Annotated in this window: 18 protein-coding genes and 1 pseudogene; 3 read left to right on the forward strand and 16 right to left on the reverse strand. The window is 62.3% G+C overall.

Going from position 1 to position 13,819, the window contains the following annotated elements; all coding sequences use genetic code 11:
• Nucleotides 1-16: 16 nt before the first annotated feature.
• The 5 genes from ACGFNJ_RS20930 to ACGFNJ_RS20950 form a co-directional block, all read right to left on the reverse strand.
• Nucleotides 17-754, reverse strand: coding sequence for a 2OG-Fe(II) oxygenase (locus tag ACGFNJ_RS20930; protein WP_393450475.1), 738 nt, complete (start codon nucleotides 752-754; stop codon nucleotides 17-19).
• Nucleotides 736-1,362: a hypothetical protein gene (locus ACGFNJ_RS20935; RefSeq protein WP_393450478.1), complete on the reverse strand. Its 627-nt coding sequence runs from the start codon at nucleotides 1,360-1,362 to the stop codon at nucleotides 736-738. The genes ACGFNJ_RS20930 and ACGFNJ_RS20935 overlap by 19 nt, the downstream gene beginning before the upstream one ends.
• Nucleotides 1,359-3,227 (reverse strand): radical SAM protein, encoded by a 1,869-nt coding sequence (locus ACGFNJ_RS20940; protein WP_393450481.1) that lies wholly within the window; start codon nucleotides 3,225-3,227, stop codon nucleotides 1,359-1,361. Before ACGFNJ_RS20940 ends, ACGFNJ_RS20935 begins: the two co-directional genes overlap by 4 nt.
• 35 nt (nucleotides 3,228-3,262) lie before the next feature.
• Entirely contained in the window at nucleotides 3,263-3,697 is a 435-nt protein-coding gene (locus tag ACGFNJ_RS20945; RefSeq protein WP_393450485.1) for an NUDIX domain-containing protein, read from the reverse strand.
• Nucleotides 3,698-3,804: 107 nt separating this feature from the next.
• Nucleotides 3,805-4,296 (reverse strand): GNAT family N-acetyltransferase, encoded by a 492-nt coding sequence (locus ACGFNJ_RS20950; protein WP_393450488.1) that lies wholly within the window; start codon nucleotides 4,294-4,296, stop codon nucleotides 3,805-3,807.
• A 264-nt stretch (nucleotides 4,297-4,560) separates the two neighbouring features.
• Between ACGFNJ_RS20950 and ACGFNJ_RS20955 the strand changes: the two genes are divergently transcribed.
• A complete protein-coding gene (locus ACGFNJ_RS20955; RefSeq protein WP_393450491.1) occupies nucleotides 4,561-5,517 on the forward strand; it encodes a multiprotein-bridging factor 1 family protein in 957 nt (318 codons plus the stop codon).
• A 9-nt stretch (nucleotides 5,518-5,526) separates the two neighbouring features.
• Nucleotides 5,527-6,099: a peptide deformylase gene (locus ACGFNJ_RS20960; RefSeq protein WP_393450494.1), complete on the forward strand. Its 573-nt coding sequence runs from the start codon at nucleotides 5,527-5,529 to the stop codon at nucleotides 6,097-6,099.
• 174 nt (nucleotides 6,100-6,273) lie between these two features.
• Here ACGFNJ_RS20960 and ACGFNJ_RS20965 read toward each other — a convergent pair whose 3' ends face one another.
• The 11 genes and pseudogenes from ACGFNJ_RS20965 to ACGFNJ_RS21015 form a co-directional block, all read right to left on the reverse strand.
• Nucleotides 6,274-6,894, reverse strand: a complete 621-nt coding sequence (locus ACGFNJ_RS20965) for a hypothetical protein (protein WP_393450497.1) — start codon at nucleotides 6,892-6,894, stop codon at nucleotides 6,274-6,276.
• A 1-nt stretch (nucleotide 6,895) separates the two neighbouring features.
• Nucleotides 6,896-7,094, reverse strand: a pseudogene (locus tag ACGFNJ_RS20970) (IS256 family transposase); the annotation flags it as partial.
• A gap of 27 nt (nucleotides 7,095-7,121) precedes the next feature.
• The gene (locus tag ACGFNJ_RS20975) at nucleotides 7,122-7,616 is read right to left on the reverse strand and encodes an NUDIX pyrophosphatase (protein WP_393450500.1); all 495 of its coding nucleotides are present in this window, start codon (nucleotides 7,614-7,616) and stop codon (nucleotides 7,122-7,124) included.
• A gap of 47 nt (nucleotides 7,617-7,663) precedes the next feature.
• Nucleotides 7,664-8,104: a hypothetical protein gene (locus ACGFNJ_RS20980; protein ID WP_393450503.1), complete on the reverse strand. Its 441-nt coding sequence runs from the start codon at nucleotides 8,102-8,104 to the stop codon at nucleotides 7,664-7,666.
• Between the two features lie 40 nt (nucleotides 8,105-8,144).
• Nucleotides 8,145-8,597 (reverse strand): ankyrin repeat domain-containing protein, encoded by a 453-nt coding sequence (locus tag ACGFNJ_RS20985; RefSeq protein ID WP_393450506.1) that lies wholly within the window; start codon nucleotides 8,595-8,597, stop codon nucleotides 8,145-8,147.
• Between the two features lie 11 nt (nucleotides 8,598-8,608).
• The gene (locus ACGFNJ_RS20990; protein WP_393450509.1) at nucleotides 8,609-10,039 is read right to left on the reverse strand and encodes a GH-E family nuclease; all 1,431 of its coding nucleotides are present in this window, start codon (nucleotides 10,037-10,039) and stop codon (nucleotides 8,609-8,611) included.
• Nucleotides 10,036-10,335, reverse strand: coding sequence for a WXG100 family type VII secretion target (locus ACGFNJ_RS20995; RefSeq protein ID WP_393450512.1), 300 nt, complete (start codon nucleotides 10,333-10,335; stop codon nucleotides 10,036-10,038). The genes ACGFNJ_RS20990 and ACGFNJ_RS20995 overlap by 4 nt, the downstream gene beginning before the upstream one ends.
• Entirely contained in the window at nucleotides 10,325-10,753 is a 429-nt protein-coding gene (locus ACGFNJ_RS21000; protein ID WP_393450515.1) for a WXG100 family type VII secretion target, read from the reverse strand. The genes ACGFNJ_RS20995 and ACGFNJ_RS21000 overlap by 11 nt, the downstream gene beginning before the upstream one ends.
• 33 nt (nucleotides 10,754-10,786) lie before the next feature.
• On the reverse strand, nucleotides 10,787-11,293 hold the full coding sequence (locus ACGFNJ_RS21005) for a hypothetical protein (RefSeq protein WP_393450518.1): 507 nt from the start codon (nucleotides 11,291-11,293) through the stop codon (nucleotides 10,787-10,789).
• A 392-nt stretch (nucleotides 11,294-11,685) separates the two neighbouring features.
• Nucleotides 11,686-12,372, reverse strand: coding sequence for a hypothetical protein (locus ACGFNJ_RS21010; protein ID WP_393450521.1), 687 nt, complete (start codon nucleotides 12,370-12,372; stop codon nucleotides 11,686-11,688).
• The gene (locus ACGFNJ_RS21015) at nucleotides 12,369-12,803 is read right to left on the reverse strand and encodes a hypothetical protein (protein WP_393450523.1); all 435 of its coding nucleotides are present in this window, start codon (nucleotides 12,801-12,803) and stop codon (nucleotides 12,369-12,371) included. Before ACGFNJ_RS21015 ends, ACGFNJ_RS21010 begins: the two co-directional genes overlap by 4 nt.
• A 230-nt stretch (nucleotides 12,804-13,033) precedes the next feature.
• On the opposite strand from ACGFNJ_RS21015, the gene ACGFNJ_RS21020 reads away from it, so the two are divergent.
• Nucleotides 13,034-13,786, forward strand: a complete 753-nt coding sequence (locus ACGFNJ_RS21020; protein WP_393450526.1) for a phosphohydrolase — start codon at nucleotides 13,034-13,036, stop codon at nucleotides 13,784-13,786.
• Nucleotides 13,787-13,819 lie beyond the last annotated feature (33 nt).

A 13,819-nucleotide genomic window follows, 5' to 3' on the forward strand; every position in this document is an offset into this window, starting at 1 on the left:
GCCTTGGGGTTGTGGTTCAGGCTGCGTCGGCGAAGAGCCAGCTGATGAACTTGCGCATGCGGCCGTCGGTGACTGGGCAGGTTCCGTGGGCCAGTTGAGATCCGTACAGCAGGGCGGTACCCCGAGCCGGTTCGACAGACCATCGCGTGCGCGCCATTTCCGAGAACCATGGTGAGGAATTGTCAGCGCCGTCGTGCGCGAACGACATGCCGTCCTCGTAGCCCGCTACCGGGCCGGACGTGGCTGGCTCCCAAAGTCGTTCATCGGAGGTGGTTTCGACGAAGAACTCGCCGCCACTACACCATGGACCGATCGTGACGCTGATTCCGGCTATCTGGCGAGGCCACTGGTGAGGATCTGGTGCGATGCAGTCGAGGTGGGGCGTGATGTGTTGTCCAGGCCCGTATTCCACGTATGTCCATGGACGGCACGAACTCACCGAAGGCAGCAGCCGCGCAAGCGTTGTCTGGGATCGGTCGAAAGCCTTCTTAAGCAGATCCTCTGCCGCTGCCGGGATGTTAGGGACTTCGAGGCGTCCGGCGGGTTCGTATACTTGCATCGCCTGGAATGCGGTCTGTCCGGGGATCTCATGGATGGAGGATCTGCGTTCGTGTTCGAAGCCGGGTCTGGTTGTGTCGGTGAGGAACTGCTCCATCGTGTCGTGGAGCGTGCGGGATTCCTCATCAGTCAAGAATCCTTCGATGCTGCCGATCGCGAGTGTTTCGCCGAGTTTGATCAGCGGTTGTGTGCGCACATGTCCCCCTTCACTCGTAGTTCGTGTGCGATGTCGTCGATGCCTGCGCAATGGTTGAGCCAACTGGCTACCGGCGCGGCGCCTATCGGAGCGGCCCACAATTCGGAAAGCTCACTTGAGAGCGGAAGCCCGGTCAGATCCGGGATCGCGTGCTCTGCCGGAGGTTCTACGACAGCGGTACACGAGGTGCCGTACTGGAGATCGAACGCCGTGGCCATCCGCTCGGCGATGACTTTGCACCATTGCGTCCGGTGAGTGACCTTGGGTCGACTGTGCTGATACGCGCGGGATTCGGTGCTGATCCAGCAGTCGGCGATCGCGCTGGCATAGGAGCGCACACGGCAAGCGACGCAGCACGTACTCACGTCTGGCCGGCACTGCTGGACGCCGATTGATTCACCGATCTCGGCTAGGACCCGCCAGGGGGCGTTCTCCAGCGCTGCGCTGTCGGCCTCGGTGGCCGCAGCGATAGCCGACTCCCGATGGTGGCAGCATTGCTGGTCTAGGAGCGCATGGGGTGTCGTCAACGCTGGTTCGATAAAGAGAACGTGGAAGTAGCACAGCCGCCCTAGCAGCTGGTTGACGATAGCCGTCTCGGCGGCGGTCATGATGTTCCGGTTGTTGAGCTCACGACGGCGCATCCGCATTCTGTGCGCTCATCTGGTGAGGTTGCTCGAAGTTGTTCTGTGAGAAGGCGTGTGGCGTCGGCGAGGTTGTCGAAGTAGGCGTTCCAGTCGTAGCCGTCGGCGCGCTCGAACAGGACATTGAGAACGGGGAACTGCCTTCTGGAGGTTGCGCAGGTCAGATCAGCCCGGCCTATGACTATCCGAATCGGTTCGGGCACATGCTGTTCGGTTGCGGCGCAGCATCGGCATAGCGCCGCCGCGATACGCGCATACTGGGCAGGTTCTCGAGGCAGGATCCCTACTCGACGTTCGCCCGGTTCGATCGCCAGTCCGGCGTAGGCGTGACCTTCACAGCTGTCGTAGGTAATCAGATTCCACTCTGCGGTGATCACTTCGACCAGCGGCCAAACTCCAGGTTCGATTGCATTGCGCCACAACGGATGTAGCGGGTCCAGATCGTCGGCCTCATGGATCCCAGGCTCGCCCACAGTGTTGATGTTGCCGTGAGTGCTGATCTGAAGGCGCGGCTTGTGCCGGGTGGCGCGCGGATCACGCCACCGCCCGATGAAGCCGCGCACATCATGCATCTCATTGAGACGCTTCGGACGGGCATGGACGTGTTGGCAGGACACCGCCGACGGCATCCCGGGCTGGGTAATCAATGCCGCGACACCGTCGATGAGCCGCATCCGGTGGCCGCAGTACTCATCGTCATCTCCGTAGGCGATCGTCGCCCGAATGCGGGTAGCGATACAGCCGCCTCCGCAGGTGCTGCGATACCGGCAGTCGGTGCATTTGTTCGTCAGTGACCGTCCCTGTTGCAGCAGCGGGAGCTGGCGCTGGGCGGTGGCGACCTGTTCGTGACCAGCGAACTGATCCAATGTGGCGAGTTGTGCAGCTGGCCAGGGCAATTCGTCACAGCTACCCACACGCTTGTCTGGGTAGAGAGTAAAGATGTGATCGCACTTCAGGTTGCTGAAATGGCAGAAGCCGGTGTCGAGGCCGCGCAGCTTGCGGATGGCCGACACGATCGGTTCGAGCTTGATTCGGCGGTACGCACCGGCGTGCACCCAACGCACAGCAGCAGCGAGAACGAACTCCACATATTCAGTAGGCGTGATGGCCCACGCCGGGCCCTTAGAGGACAGGCTCGCCTGCTGAGCGATACGACTCGCCGTTGTCCTGCGTCCGACCGCTGCGGTGGGCATGGTCACCGTGGCATCGAAGCAAGGCACGAAGCTGATGGCGTCAACTGCGGCAAAGCTGGCCAGATGGTCTAGCACCACCGACGCGCGGCCCAGTACGCGCGGGGTGACTGCGGTGATGATCCCGACCTTGCGCCCGCGGGCCGCGAGCCGTTCCAAAGCAGTGGCAACCTTTGAGTAGGTCGGCGCGCCGTCGTAGTCGACACGCCACGCATTGCCTTCCGGGTCTCCGTCCAGGGAGATCCCGATTCGAAGGGCCGGGTACACCCCGTCGAACATGTCCAGCCAACTGTTGTCGAGTCGAATCCCGTTGGTTTGCAGGGAAACTCGCTGAACGGTTGGCTGGCCGGCCAGTTCGGACAGCAGCTGCTCAATGTAAGGCTTTCCTGCGGTCAGTGGTTCGCCACCGTGGAGTTCCAGAGAAAGCGGACGATCACCGAAGATTTCAGGCAATCGTCTGATGTCCTCGGCGCCGATCCGAGCGCCACCGGGCGCTTCTTTGCGCTTCTCGTAGCAGTACAGACAGTCGATGTCGCAGGTCTCGCCGCGAAGCTTCAGGATGACCGACACCGCTGTCGCGGTGTCGGTCTCCGGAAGCGTCAGATATGTCTGAGGATGTTGACTATTGGGTTCCCCGGTCATCCAGCACGCTCCCCATCGGGTTGATCATGGTCAGCTCAGTCGACGAGTCGACCGAGCAGTGCACCCTGTCCTGATTGCAGGACATGCGCTGCTTCCAGCGGTATCCAGAAGCATTCGAACTTTGTCGGCTCGCCTTGACCGTCGTGGTCTTCTTGGCTCATCCACCGCTCCGGTGCCTGCTCGTGCAGTTCGAGTTCGAAGAAGTAGCGGTGCTGGATCTCGAATCGGTAAGGGCTGATGTCATATTCGGCCTCGCCCAGCTTGCGTCGAATCGAAAAGTTGCTGAGTCCGGTCTCCTCCCGAGCTTCACGAAGAGCCGCGTCTTCTGGAGCTTCTCCGGCGCGGATACTGCCTGCGGGCACCTGCACCCCGACTTCTTCCCAGGAGTAGTCGGTATGCCGGAAAACCAGCAGCTTGCCGTCACGAACGATGTAGCACAAGACCTTGTCCCGGACGACCTTGTCGGGCATGGTGAGCAACCTTTCTATCTGTAGTCGACGGTGCGATGAACCCAATAGCGCCTCGGTCAAGCTCTGACGCCAGGCGACGATGCGAAGGTGTTATCCTGCAACGCATTTCATGCGTGGCTATCTGGTCTCAGTCGAAACTCATAGACCGCCCTCGTCTTTCCTGGCCCCTTGAAGTCGGTGATGACCGAGACCCCGTCGACGATGTCATCGCCGGGGACATTGGTGAATCCGAGCGTGGTCCAGGTCTTGTGGGCAACGTGGTTGCTCGGCTCCGAGGTCAAATACACACGGCGACAGTCCATCGCCTTCGCCCGACTGAGCACGTCGTTCAGCAACTCTCGAACGACGCCCTTGCGCCGATAGCTCGGGTGGGTCATCACGTCCTGGACGTAGAGCTCGTCCGGGTCGTCTTGGCTTCGGAATCCGATGACTGCACCAGCCAACTCGTCGTCGATGACGGCTAGCGGACAGGTCGAGGAGAAAAGCGTCGCGTAGAGCCAGTAGTCGGAATAGGTACGGGGGGTGATGTATGGCTCGCCGAGCCCCATCAGCGCGATCACATCGGGTATCTGCTTCTGGTTCAGTGGTTGAACAATCATGGACCTGACCTCAGTGTGTTGTGAACGTGGCCGACCGCCAGAGCCGAGAACGCTCGGCCGCCGAACCAGTGAGCCTACGGTTGCGGGTCGCCCGCTCGCGGACAGGCACAGCTCCTGCACGACGATCCCCCGTCCATCTCGATACACCCGATCAAGTTCTCGAACCAGTGAACCGGTGGCGGCGAGCGTGAAGGAATGATGAACTGGGTTCATTCACGCTTCATGTCGACTCATGCCGATCACTAGCAGCCGGGGGCAACGGGTTTGGACGCACCAGCGGACTCCGTATCGATCGAACACGCCGCAGCGGCGTTCGCGGCCGAAGTCGCGCACTGGCGTGACGTCAAGGGTTGGGCAAAGCGGGCGTTGGCCCTGAAGATGGGCTTCGACCCCTCCTATGTCAGTCATGTCGAGTCTGGGCGTCATCCACCGACCGAAGACTTCGCCCGTAAAGCCGACCTCGCTCTCGGTACAGGCAGCGTCATCTGGCAACGCTGGCGCGAATACGATGCCGCCAAATCCAGCACCCCCAAATCTGCTGGGCTACAGTGGACTTCGCCTGAAACCGTGCTGATCGGGCAGAGCGCCCTCGTTGTCGAGCACGACGTCGGCCACTTGGACTACGACGGAATCACATACCGACCATCGATGCGAAGGCTGTTGCGTAACGTCGGGGCCGAGCCCGTCACTCGTTTTCTTGCTCGAATCAACGTCGACCGTTACCCAGGAGAACCCGAACGCTCCAATGCCTACTACAGGCAAGACCCGCTTACGTTCGATGAGATCGAGCTGACAGCAGCGTGCGGCGGTGAACCCATGCGGTGGGAGGTCAAACAGGATCTCGACGCCCTCAAGGAGGTGTGGTTCCTGTTCGAGAACAGCGAGGGCCGATTTCCGCTGTATCCGGGACAGTCGGTTTGGATTACCTACGGCTACAAGGTTGGTCAGGAGAAGTGGGGCCATTGGTTCCAGCGCGCGGTCCGATTACCGACAGAACGGCTCGAAGTCCAGCTGTCCTTTCCAACCGCACTCGATCCGGTCGTGTGGGGCATCGAAACATCGATGACCGCCAACGCCCGGCCGCTACCCACCTCGCCGACCGAGACCATCGACGGGGAGCGCACAATCTTCACCTGGAGCACCACCGCCCCGCCGTTGCACACTCGCTACCGCATGGAGTGGCGGTTCCGTGCGCAATCCGAAACCACGTCTCAGACATAAGGATCCAGTGTGATCGAAGCCAAGCCAAGCGACGCCATGCGTGAATGCGGGATCGTCCAGTCCAGTGCTCAGAGCCTCCGTGAGCAGTGCAGGTCACTCGAACTGCCCGGCGAGCGGAGCCTGGCCGACACGATCATCGCCGAACTAGTCGCGGCTACCCATCGCGTACGCGAGGTGCACGACTTCGCAAAGGGGATGGGCATCGCGGCTCCCCAGATTGGGATCCACCGACGAGCAGCTGTGGTTCGACCGCCCGATGCGCAGGCCCCGAGCATTGTCCTGCTGAATCCGCGGATCGTTTCCCACTCCGAGACAGAAGACGAGCAGTACGAAGGCTGCCTCAGCTTCTTCGACGTGCGAGGGCTGGTTCCACGCCCCTTATCGATCATGGTCGAGACCACCACGCCCACCGGCCAAACCCAGACGACCGAATACCGCAACGGACTGGCTCGACTCGTTCACCACGAGATCGACCACCTCGACGGCATCCTGTACACAGCCCGCATGCGCGCAGACGCGCAACCTATTCCTGTCGAGCAATATCGTCAAACGGGAAACTCCTGGATCTACAACCATCAATAGCTGGTCAACATAGCGAACGGCAACAGATTGCGCGCGACCGAAATGGCATCCGACTTCGCCGATTTCGTATCGAATCGGTTAGCACCTTGAGTACGCTGAAATCAAGCTACTGGACACAAATGCCCTGCTATAAGGACTGCCTACAAACCCGATGTCACCGATGCTCGCAAATTGTCAATACCTGTGGTTCGAGAGTGTTTCCAGCCAGGGATGACCGGGGTGTACTCGCGATAGCCACCCGGACAGTCGGGACCGCCGTGATCGGTCCATCGCGGGGAGCGCGTGTAGGAAGTCTGCCTCGTCTTTGGCCCGCCGAGCTTTCGCCTTGAACAAGAGTACGACCTCGGGGATCGCGTATGGGATGCCAGCGGCGGTATGGAGAATCAGTTCGTCGTGGGACAGGGTGATCGAGGCATCGCGGCGGCATATCCATCGATCCCCCAGGTGCGGTTCGCGGAACACGTCGAGGCGATACAGCCCCGTCGCCGGCTCGCGCAGCCATGTCTGATGTTGGTTGTCGGCTTCCTCGGGAAACGGCCAAATGCACCCGTCGCCGACGACGTCCCATTCGAAGCCAGGGAACGCGTCCGCGATCTCGGCGAATCGTTCATGCGGAACTCCGATTTCGAGATCGGAGTGCTCGCGTCCTAGGCCGCCGGTGAAAAGATCCAACGCCCACCCGGCTGCGACATACCAGCATGACGGAGTGCCCGACAGCCGTTCGGCGACTTCGGCGGGCGTCCAGGCTTCCCAGAGCCGGTCGCATTCCTCGACAGACAACGGGTGTCCGGCCATCTCAGGCTGCCTCCTTCACATCAGGCAGGTCGACTGGTCGTTCCAGCCCGACCTTCTCGAAGACGGCTCCGGCGCGGACGAGGGCGACCAGGTGCGGCGCGTTGACAGCGCCAGCGGGCCTGAACGATCGCGATCAGCTTGAACGCCATCGCGAGACCGGCCGCGCGGGAGTCCGGCCCCTTGGTGACTTCGGTACTCAATTCATCCGGAAAGTACTCCCTCCCCGATCATCCACAGGTTCTGATCATGACTCCAGCGTGAATCATGTTGTGGCGCAACCGATGGTCGAGTTCCCACAGAGCGGTGCGGTTGGAATCCCAGCGAACCATCTTCGTGGCATCTGCCAGCGTGCACCACCGATACTTGGTGTGCTCATCCGACAATCTCAGCTCACCATCCTCGACCTGAACGCCGAAAGCGTACTCAGGGATCACCAAAATATCAGGCCCCCAAGTGAATTCGCCCGTGACGTAGACGACAGGGATCGTGGCTCGCGCGTCCAAGGCAACGAACTCATGGTCCGCGGTCAACCCCGCTTCCTCGGCCGCTTCTCGTCGGGCCGCAACCAGCGGAGTCTCGTTGTCCTCGCCGCCTCCCGCTACCCCCTGCCAGTAATCGGCATCCGCACGTCGAAACAGTGCGTACCGCACACCCTCGGCAGTGAGCCGATACGGCAGCACCAACACCTGATATGCGGCGCGTCCGTCTACTGGTTCGGTCATTGCGCCATCGTATGACCCAACACCATCAGCCACCAGGCTCATGCACATCAGCCGCGGGTTTCCCAACCTCGGTTCAGGCGCTCGAAGTATTCGTCGTCAGCCGCCTGGATCTCTCCTTCGGTCATCGGCCGCGCTCCAGGAGCGGTCGCGGTATCGGGTTTCGGTCTTCCTCGTAGTTCCTGCATTCCTATCCGAATTCGAGGATCGACAGTCCGCAGGAGCTTTTCGGCCTTGTCCGCGGCGTCGGCGCGGGCTCGGCGATGACATTCGATCAGAGCATTCGTGAGTTGCCCACTCGGCCAACGCATTACGCCCGGCGCGATGTTCAAGCTGGTGATATCGCCGGTGGTGTCGACCTCGATGCTGATGCCGCGAACCTCGCTACGGCCCCGGACAGCAGCCGCGGCTTTGGTGAGTTTGGCAGTGCTGCTGCGAATTTCAGCAAGGTCGCGTTCGAGTTGGCGTTCCCATTCCTGTAGGTAGGTCACAGGCACGATTCTTTCTGCGGGTCTTGTAATTGCGTTCGCGTCACGGGGTGTCCTCGTCGAGAAGGTCGGCGAACACAGCTTTGATCAGCGGCTTGTTGGAGACCCGCCGCACTCGAGATAGGGGCGAATTGCCTTGCTGGTTCTCGATGGTGGGGTCACCACCACGATCACGCAGCAGCTGCACAACCTCTGGGCTGGTCCAGGGACTACGCACGGCATACATCAATGGGGTGTTGCCATCTTCGTCACGGATGTTGACCTCGGCGCCAGCGTCGAGGAGAGCACGTACGGCGTCGGGACGATCGTATTGGGCTGCGGCGTGCAGTGGGGTGAACCCGGCGTAGTCACGGTCGTTGGGATCTTGGCCTTGCGCGAGGAGCTCGGCGACGAGGACGTCTTTTGTGGTGTCGTCGTCGGCAGCCGCGTAGTGCAACGGTATACGCCCGCCTTGGTCACGGACGACGGGTGCTGGCTTGTCCTTCTTCTTCCACATCGCAGGCGTCCTTACTTCGGTAGCTCGTCACGGTGGGTGGAGTTGCCGTACTTGTCCTCGATCCGGAACTTGGCCGGATCGTTGTAATAGTCGCTGTACTCCTTCCAGGTCATCGGCGGGTTGCCGCGCAGCGCATCATCACGCAACCGCCAGTTCTCGCGACCGGTCACATGGCCATACACCGCTTGGGAATCAACCGGATACAGGCTGCCGTCCGCGGCTTGGTAGTACTGCCCGTCGAGTGGATACTGTTGCGGGCGAGGCAATCTGGTGATCGCGGCGTCGTCGTAGACGCCGCTGACCGGGATCAGGACCTTGTCGTTGGTGGCGCTGATGTAAAACTCCTGCCCGTTGACCACCGTCTTGTCCGCGGCAGCGTTTACAGCGTTCTTCGTGGACTGACGCAGATACGGACGCCGCGAGAGCAGATTCAGATCGGTTTGCGTCAAGGGGTTCACGCTGCCGGCGACCTCGGCGCTGAGCAGACTCGCCTGCGAGGTCAACAACGGGGTGAGCTCTTCGACCGAGCGAACGAACGCACCCGAGGCTGCTATCACCGGCAACCCGGAAAGCTGGGCCGTGGCTGCGAATTCGCGAATGATCGTCGCGATGCGCGCCCCAACGACCGTTGCGCGTGCTGCGATCGCGCCATTGCCCGCCAGCAGCGAGAGCCCGAATGTTTCGCCCGCCGCGAGCCAGGACACGCCTTCGCCAATGGCCCAGATCGCGGCGAACTCACCGAGTTCTTTGAGGATCTCGGTGTGGGCGTCCTCGATGTTCTGCGCGTAGTCGCCGCAGCCGTGGGCGAGGATTTTGAACTGTGTAGCAAGGGTTTTCGCTTGAGTATCTAGCAGGTTGATCTGTTCGATGATCTGGCCGACTTCCGGAGTTTGCTGGTCACCGATGATGTCGCGGACCGGCTGAAAGTTCAGATGCGTACCGAGTTGCTCGGCGCAATAGCTCCACCCGGTGGCGGCGTTCCGTAGGACCTCGGGGTTACCGTTGGGCCACAGCTCGCCTTGCGTGAACGAAGCGATCTTGTCCCACCAGGACGGCTCCCCCGAATCTCCGCCGTAGAGGTTCGGGATGTCGGGGCGTTTCATCCACTCCAAGGTCCCCGGCGGAAACGCGAGATCGTCAGGGGCGCCGCCGACGACCGAGAGATGATCGGCGTTGGCATGATTGGCCGCGGTTGCTTGCAGCAAGTCGTGCATCTGGCTCAACCCGATCACGAACGAGGTCGCCGCGTCGATCGCACGCTGCGCGACGGGATCGTAGTCGTCGGACCATTTCTTGCCGACCCGGTCAGTGCCCGCACAGCCACCGCAGTCCTTGAGCATGCCGAACATGCCCGTCATGTCACCCCACGCGAAGCCCCATAAGTTCTTGAACGAATCCGACGCTCGTCGCAGTTCACTCGGGGTCACCACAACCGGCGTCATGCAGGCCACATCCGCGTGTTGACGTCGATGGCCCCCGCATAGTTCCGATGTGCCTTGGCAGCGACGACCCGCAACTCGTCGAGGTTCTCCCGCATCTCCTCCACACCGGCCACCCACCTGTCGTGGGCCGCTCGTTGAGCGGTCGCGGCTTCACTCGACCACGACAGATGCAGATCCGCGACGTGGCGATCGACCTCGCCGAGCAACTCCTCGACATCCTGGCCGAACTGATCCATCGTGGTGATCGCAGCATCGAGCTGCTCCAGATCAACGCGGAAACGATCCTCACCGGCCATCGGCAGGCACCTGCCCGGCGATCTGATCCATCGCGTCGCGTCGCGCTACATCCTGTGCCTCGTACTGGATCGCGGCTTGTGCCAGCTTGGCGGCGGACTGCTCCAGCGCATCGGCAACCTTGTCGGCACCGGCCTTCCACTCCACCCACGACTCGTCATACGCCGAGGCCGCCTTACCCTGCCAGCCATCGGCGAGAAGTTCCTGACCAATAGTCTTGTCCAGCTTGGCCACCCTCTCACGGATGATCCGAGCCTTGTCGCTGACAAACCGTGATGCCTCGCGCAACCGATCGACCTCGACCCGGAGTTCGTCGGACACCGCCGCCTCCCCTCGTAGCGCAGTCCACAGCGCCCAGAAACTCACGTCCAGGAAACTATAGAACGCAGCATCGGCGTTCGGGCTCGCACTGGTACGCATTGCCTGACCGCACGCCGTTCGGCGCAGTAGCGGTTATCGGCTCGGCGCCGGGCGAGGGATCTGGCGCGGAAAATCTGGAAAGTACGTCACCGGAACGGCCGCGAGGCGTAGCTCATCGCGTACGGCCACGAGGAACCTCTCGAACGCTTGGCGCGCGGGAATTCGGATCCGGTACCAATCCTCGATCTGGTGCAGATGATCTTGTGCCTCATAGAACAGTTCGGTCTCGGCGAGATCGAGAGCTGTCGCCGCCTGGACAACTACCGGCGATCCGTGAAGCCACACCGCCGAGTAGGCGTCGTCCCAGCTGCTATCGGCCCGAAAACGGTCCACCATCTCAGCGAAGCGCTCATCCGCTGGGTCGGCCAGCGCGATCGTCCTGATTCCCTCGGTAGTCTTGCGAAACACGTCGGCCATCCGCTGGTAGCTAGCAGTCATCTGGTCTCGTCGCCACCGCGAAGCCTCTGACCGCATGTCCCAGAACCTCCCGATGATGATGCCCAACGTTGCCCCTACCACTGCCGCCAGCGTTGCTGTCATGTTCCCCCCTGGTACTCTGCAGCGTCGTCAACCACAACCTCAGTCAATGGTCGCGCATCTCCTGCCCATTTGAGCCGGCTTCCGACATGGGGTCCTCAGCACGGACAACCTCACGCGCCGAAGCCCGGCCTCACCTGCCGAAGATCGGCGGCGGCTCCTCGGCGGCAACGCGGCTTAGAAGCGACAGACCACCATGCGTCGTTTCGACCGTTTGCTACCGGTGAATAACCATGCCCGAATCTATTGCGCGGACAGACTGTGGACAGATAGCGTCGATTTCGCGCCAGTGGTGTGCCAACCCCCTTCCATCGCTGGCGTTTTCACGACAGAACCCCCGAGAGCCCTGATCGCCCCCTGACAGGTCTCGGGGGTTCTGTCGTTCTTGTATCCCGCTACTGCTCGTTAGGAGGTTCCTCGTGAGTTACGGTCCTGGTCTTGTCATTTGGCTTCAGATCCTCGATTTCATCGGCCGTGCCCTCGGCTCGGCTATCGGCCGTTAGCCGCCGTGCTCGGTCCTGGCACCCACACGTGCATGAGCACGGTGCCGGTTGCCGGTTCAGCGTCCACCATCGTGGCCGGATCGAACCGGTGCATTCCTCGTGCCGGTTAAGTGCACACGCCAGGCTGAGCCCGTCAGGTCGGGCCTCTCGGATGAAATCCAGTGCGACACCGCCGATTTCGACTCCTCGATCCAGGAAGTAGGAGATCTGCCAGCCGCCGTTGATCAGTTGCTTGATCCCGAGCAGTGTGTAGGTCGCCCAGATCGGTTCGTGGCCTCGTTCGAGATACGCGGCGATGTGCTGATCTTCGGGATACTCCAACGGTGTCGAGCTGACTCCGAGGCCCGCGACCAGTTTCAAATCACGCTGGCGGCGGATCTCCTCCAGGCCGAGGCCCGGCCACATCGGAATCCCTTGCCCTGTAGGCGGATACCAGGTCATTCCGCGGATCGCTGCCCTGAGGTTGACGCGGAAGGCGTCGGGTTCGCTGTAGCGGCGGTACTCGGTCACCCAGTACCGCCAGCCGCCGGTGATCCGGTCACGCCGCCACACCCCGGCGGGTAGCTCGCGGCGGCTCATGCTCGCCCCCACACGGTGGCGACGTGACCGGTGTCAGGGGCTCCGGGGCGGGTGTCCCACCAGTGGATGTCCCCGCCCGCCGAGTCGATGAAGTACGCCCATCCGATCAGAGGATGGGTGCGAGCGTCGGCGAGTGTGAAACGGTGCAGCAATGGCCCGACGGTGTAGGAGAACCCGTATCCGGGGATCACCTTTCCGGTGATCAGCGGCAGGTGCAGGTTGGTTTCGGCGTCGCCTGTGTCGAGTTCCGGCCACAGGTAAGCCCAGCCGTAGTGTCGTCCGGCGAGGGTTCTCAGGACCTTTTCGGTTCCGTCGCGGGCCAGCAGTTGCCCCAGGCGGGGCAGGATCGCTTGTGGGGTGCCGTCGACGTGGATATAGACACCGGTGGCCTTCTCGCCGCCGAGTCCGCCCACGATGCACGGGTCACTCATCGTTGTCTCCCGTAGATATTTGGTGAACCAGAAACCGAGGCCCGGCCAGGTGCTAGCTGGCCGGGACCCGGCCCACGCACCCGTGGGTGTGTGGAACCTGCTGCGGTGCAGCAGGAGTCGAAATCGCCACCCCCGCTCGGGTGGCAAGTGATGTCCGGAGCTCAACTCCGGTGAATCCGCCGCCTGGCGTTCGTGCGAGCAGGCGAGCTCACTACCTCGAGGAGGCGTGGATGGCTGCTCCAGCTGGGCTCGACTGGGCGTGGGCGCAGAACACGTGCGGGAAACTGACTACCGCGCAACGCATTGCGCTGATGTGGGTGATGCTCGGCAAGATGCCGGACCTCGTTGTTGACGTCGTCCGAGCCCGCACCGGCCATCACGGACCCGCCCAGCTCGAACTCGCCGACGCTCGGCTGCCTGACACCGCGCTCGCACGCGCCGTCGAGCGCGAGGCACGTACGGTGCTGTCACCGGCGATGCTCGAGCACTCCTATCGCAGCTACTGGTTCGCACGCGTGCTCGCGGCCGTCGGCGGTGCCGACTACGACGACGAACTCGCCTACGTGTCGTGTCTGCTGCACAACCTCACCCTCGAACACCCCCGTGCGGGATGCTGTTTCGCGGTCACCAGCGCTCGCCGCGCTGTCGAGATCGCGTTAGCCGTGGGTGAGACGCCCGAGCGGGCACAAGACCTCGCGGCGGCGATCGCCGGGCACATGAGCTTCGGAGTCAGCGCCGATCTGTCGGATCCGGCCGGTTTCGTCGCCGCCGGAACACTGCTCGACACCTTCGGTATCCGCCTGTCGGAGTTCGACCCCGTCTGGGTGCGCGAGTTGCTGTTGCTGCATCCGCGGATGGGGTTCGAGCACACGGTGGTGGCGGCGCTGCGCGCCGAATCGGTGGCAGTGCCGGCGGGGCGGGCGGCATGGTTGATGTCGTGGGGTTTCTCGCTGCTCGTCGGCGCGAGCGGTTTTCCCCGGTAAGGGTGTAGAGACAGCGAAAGCGCCGACCTGTGC

It is taken from the genome of Nocardia sp. NPDC049149 (assembly GCF_043197455.1).
In the GTDB taxonomy this organism is placed as follows: Bacteria; Actinomycetota; Actinomycetes; order Mycobacteriales; family Mycobacteriaceae; genus Nocardia.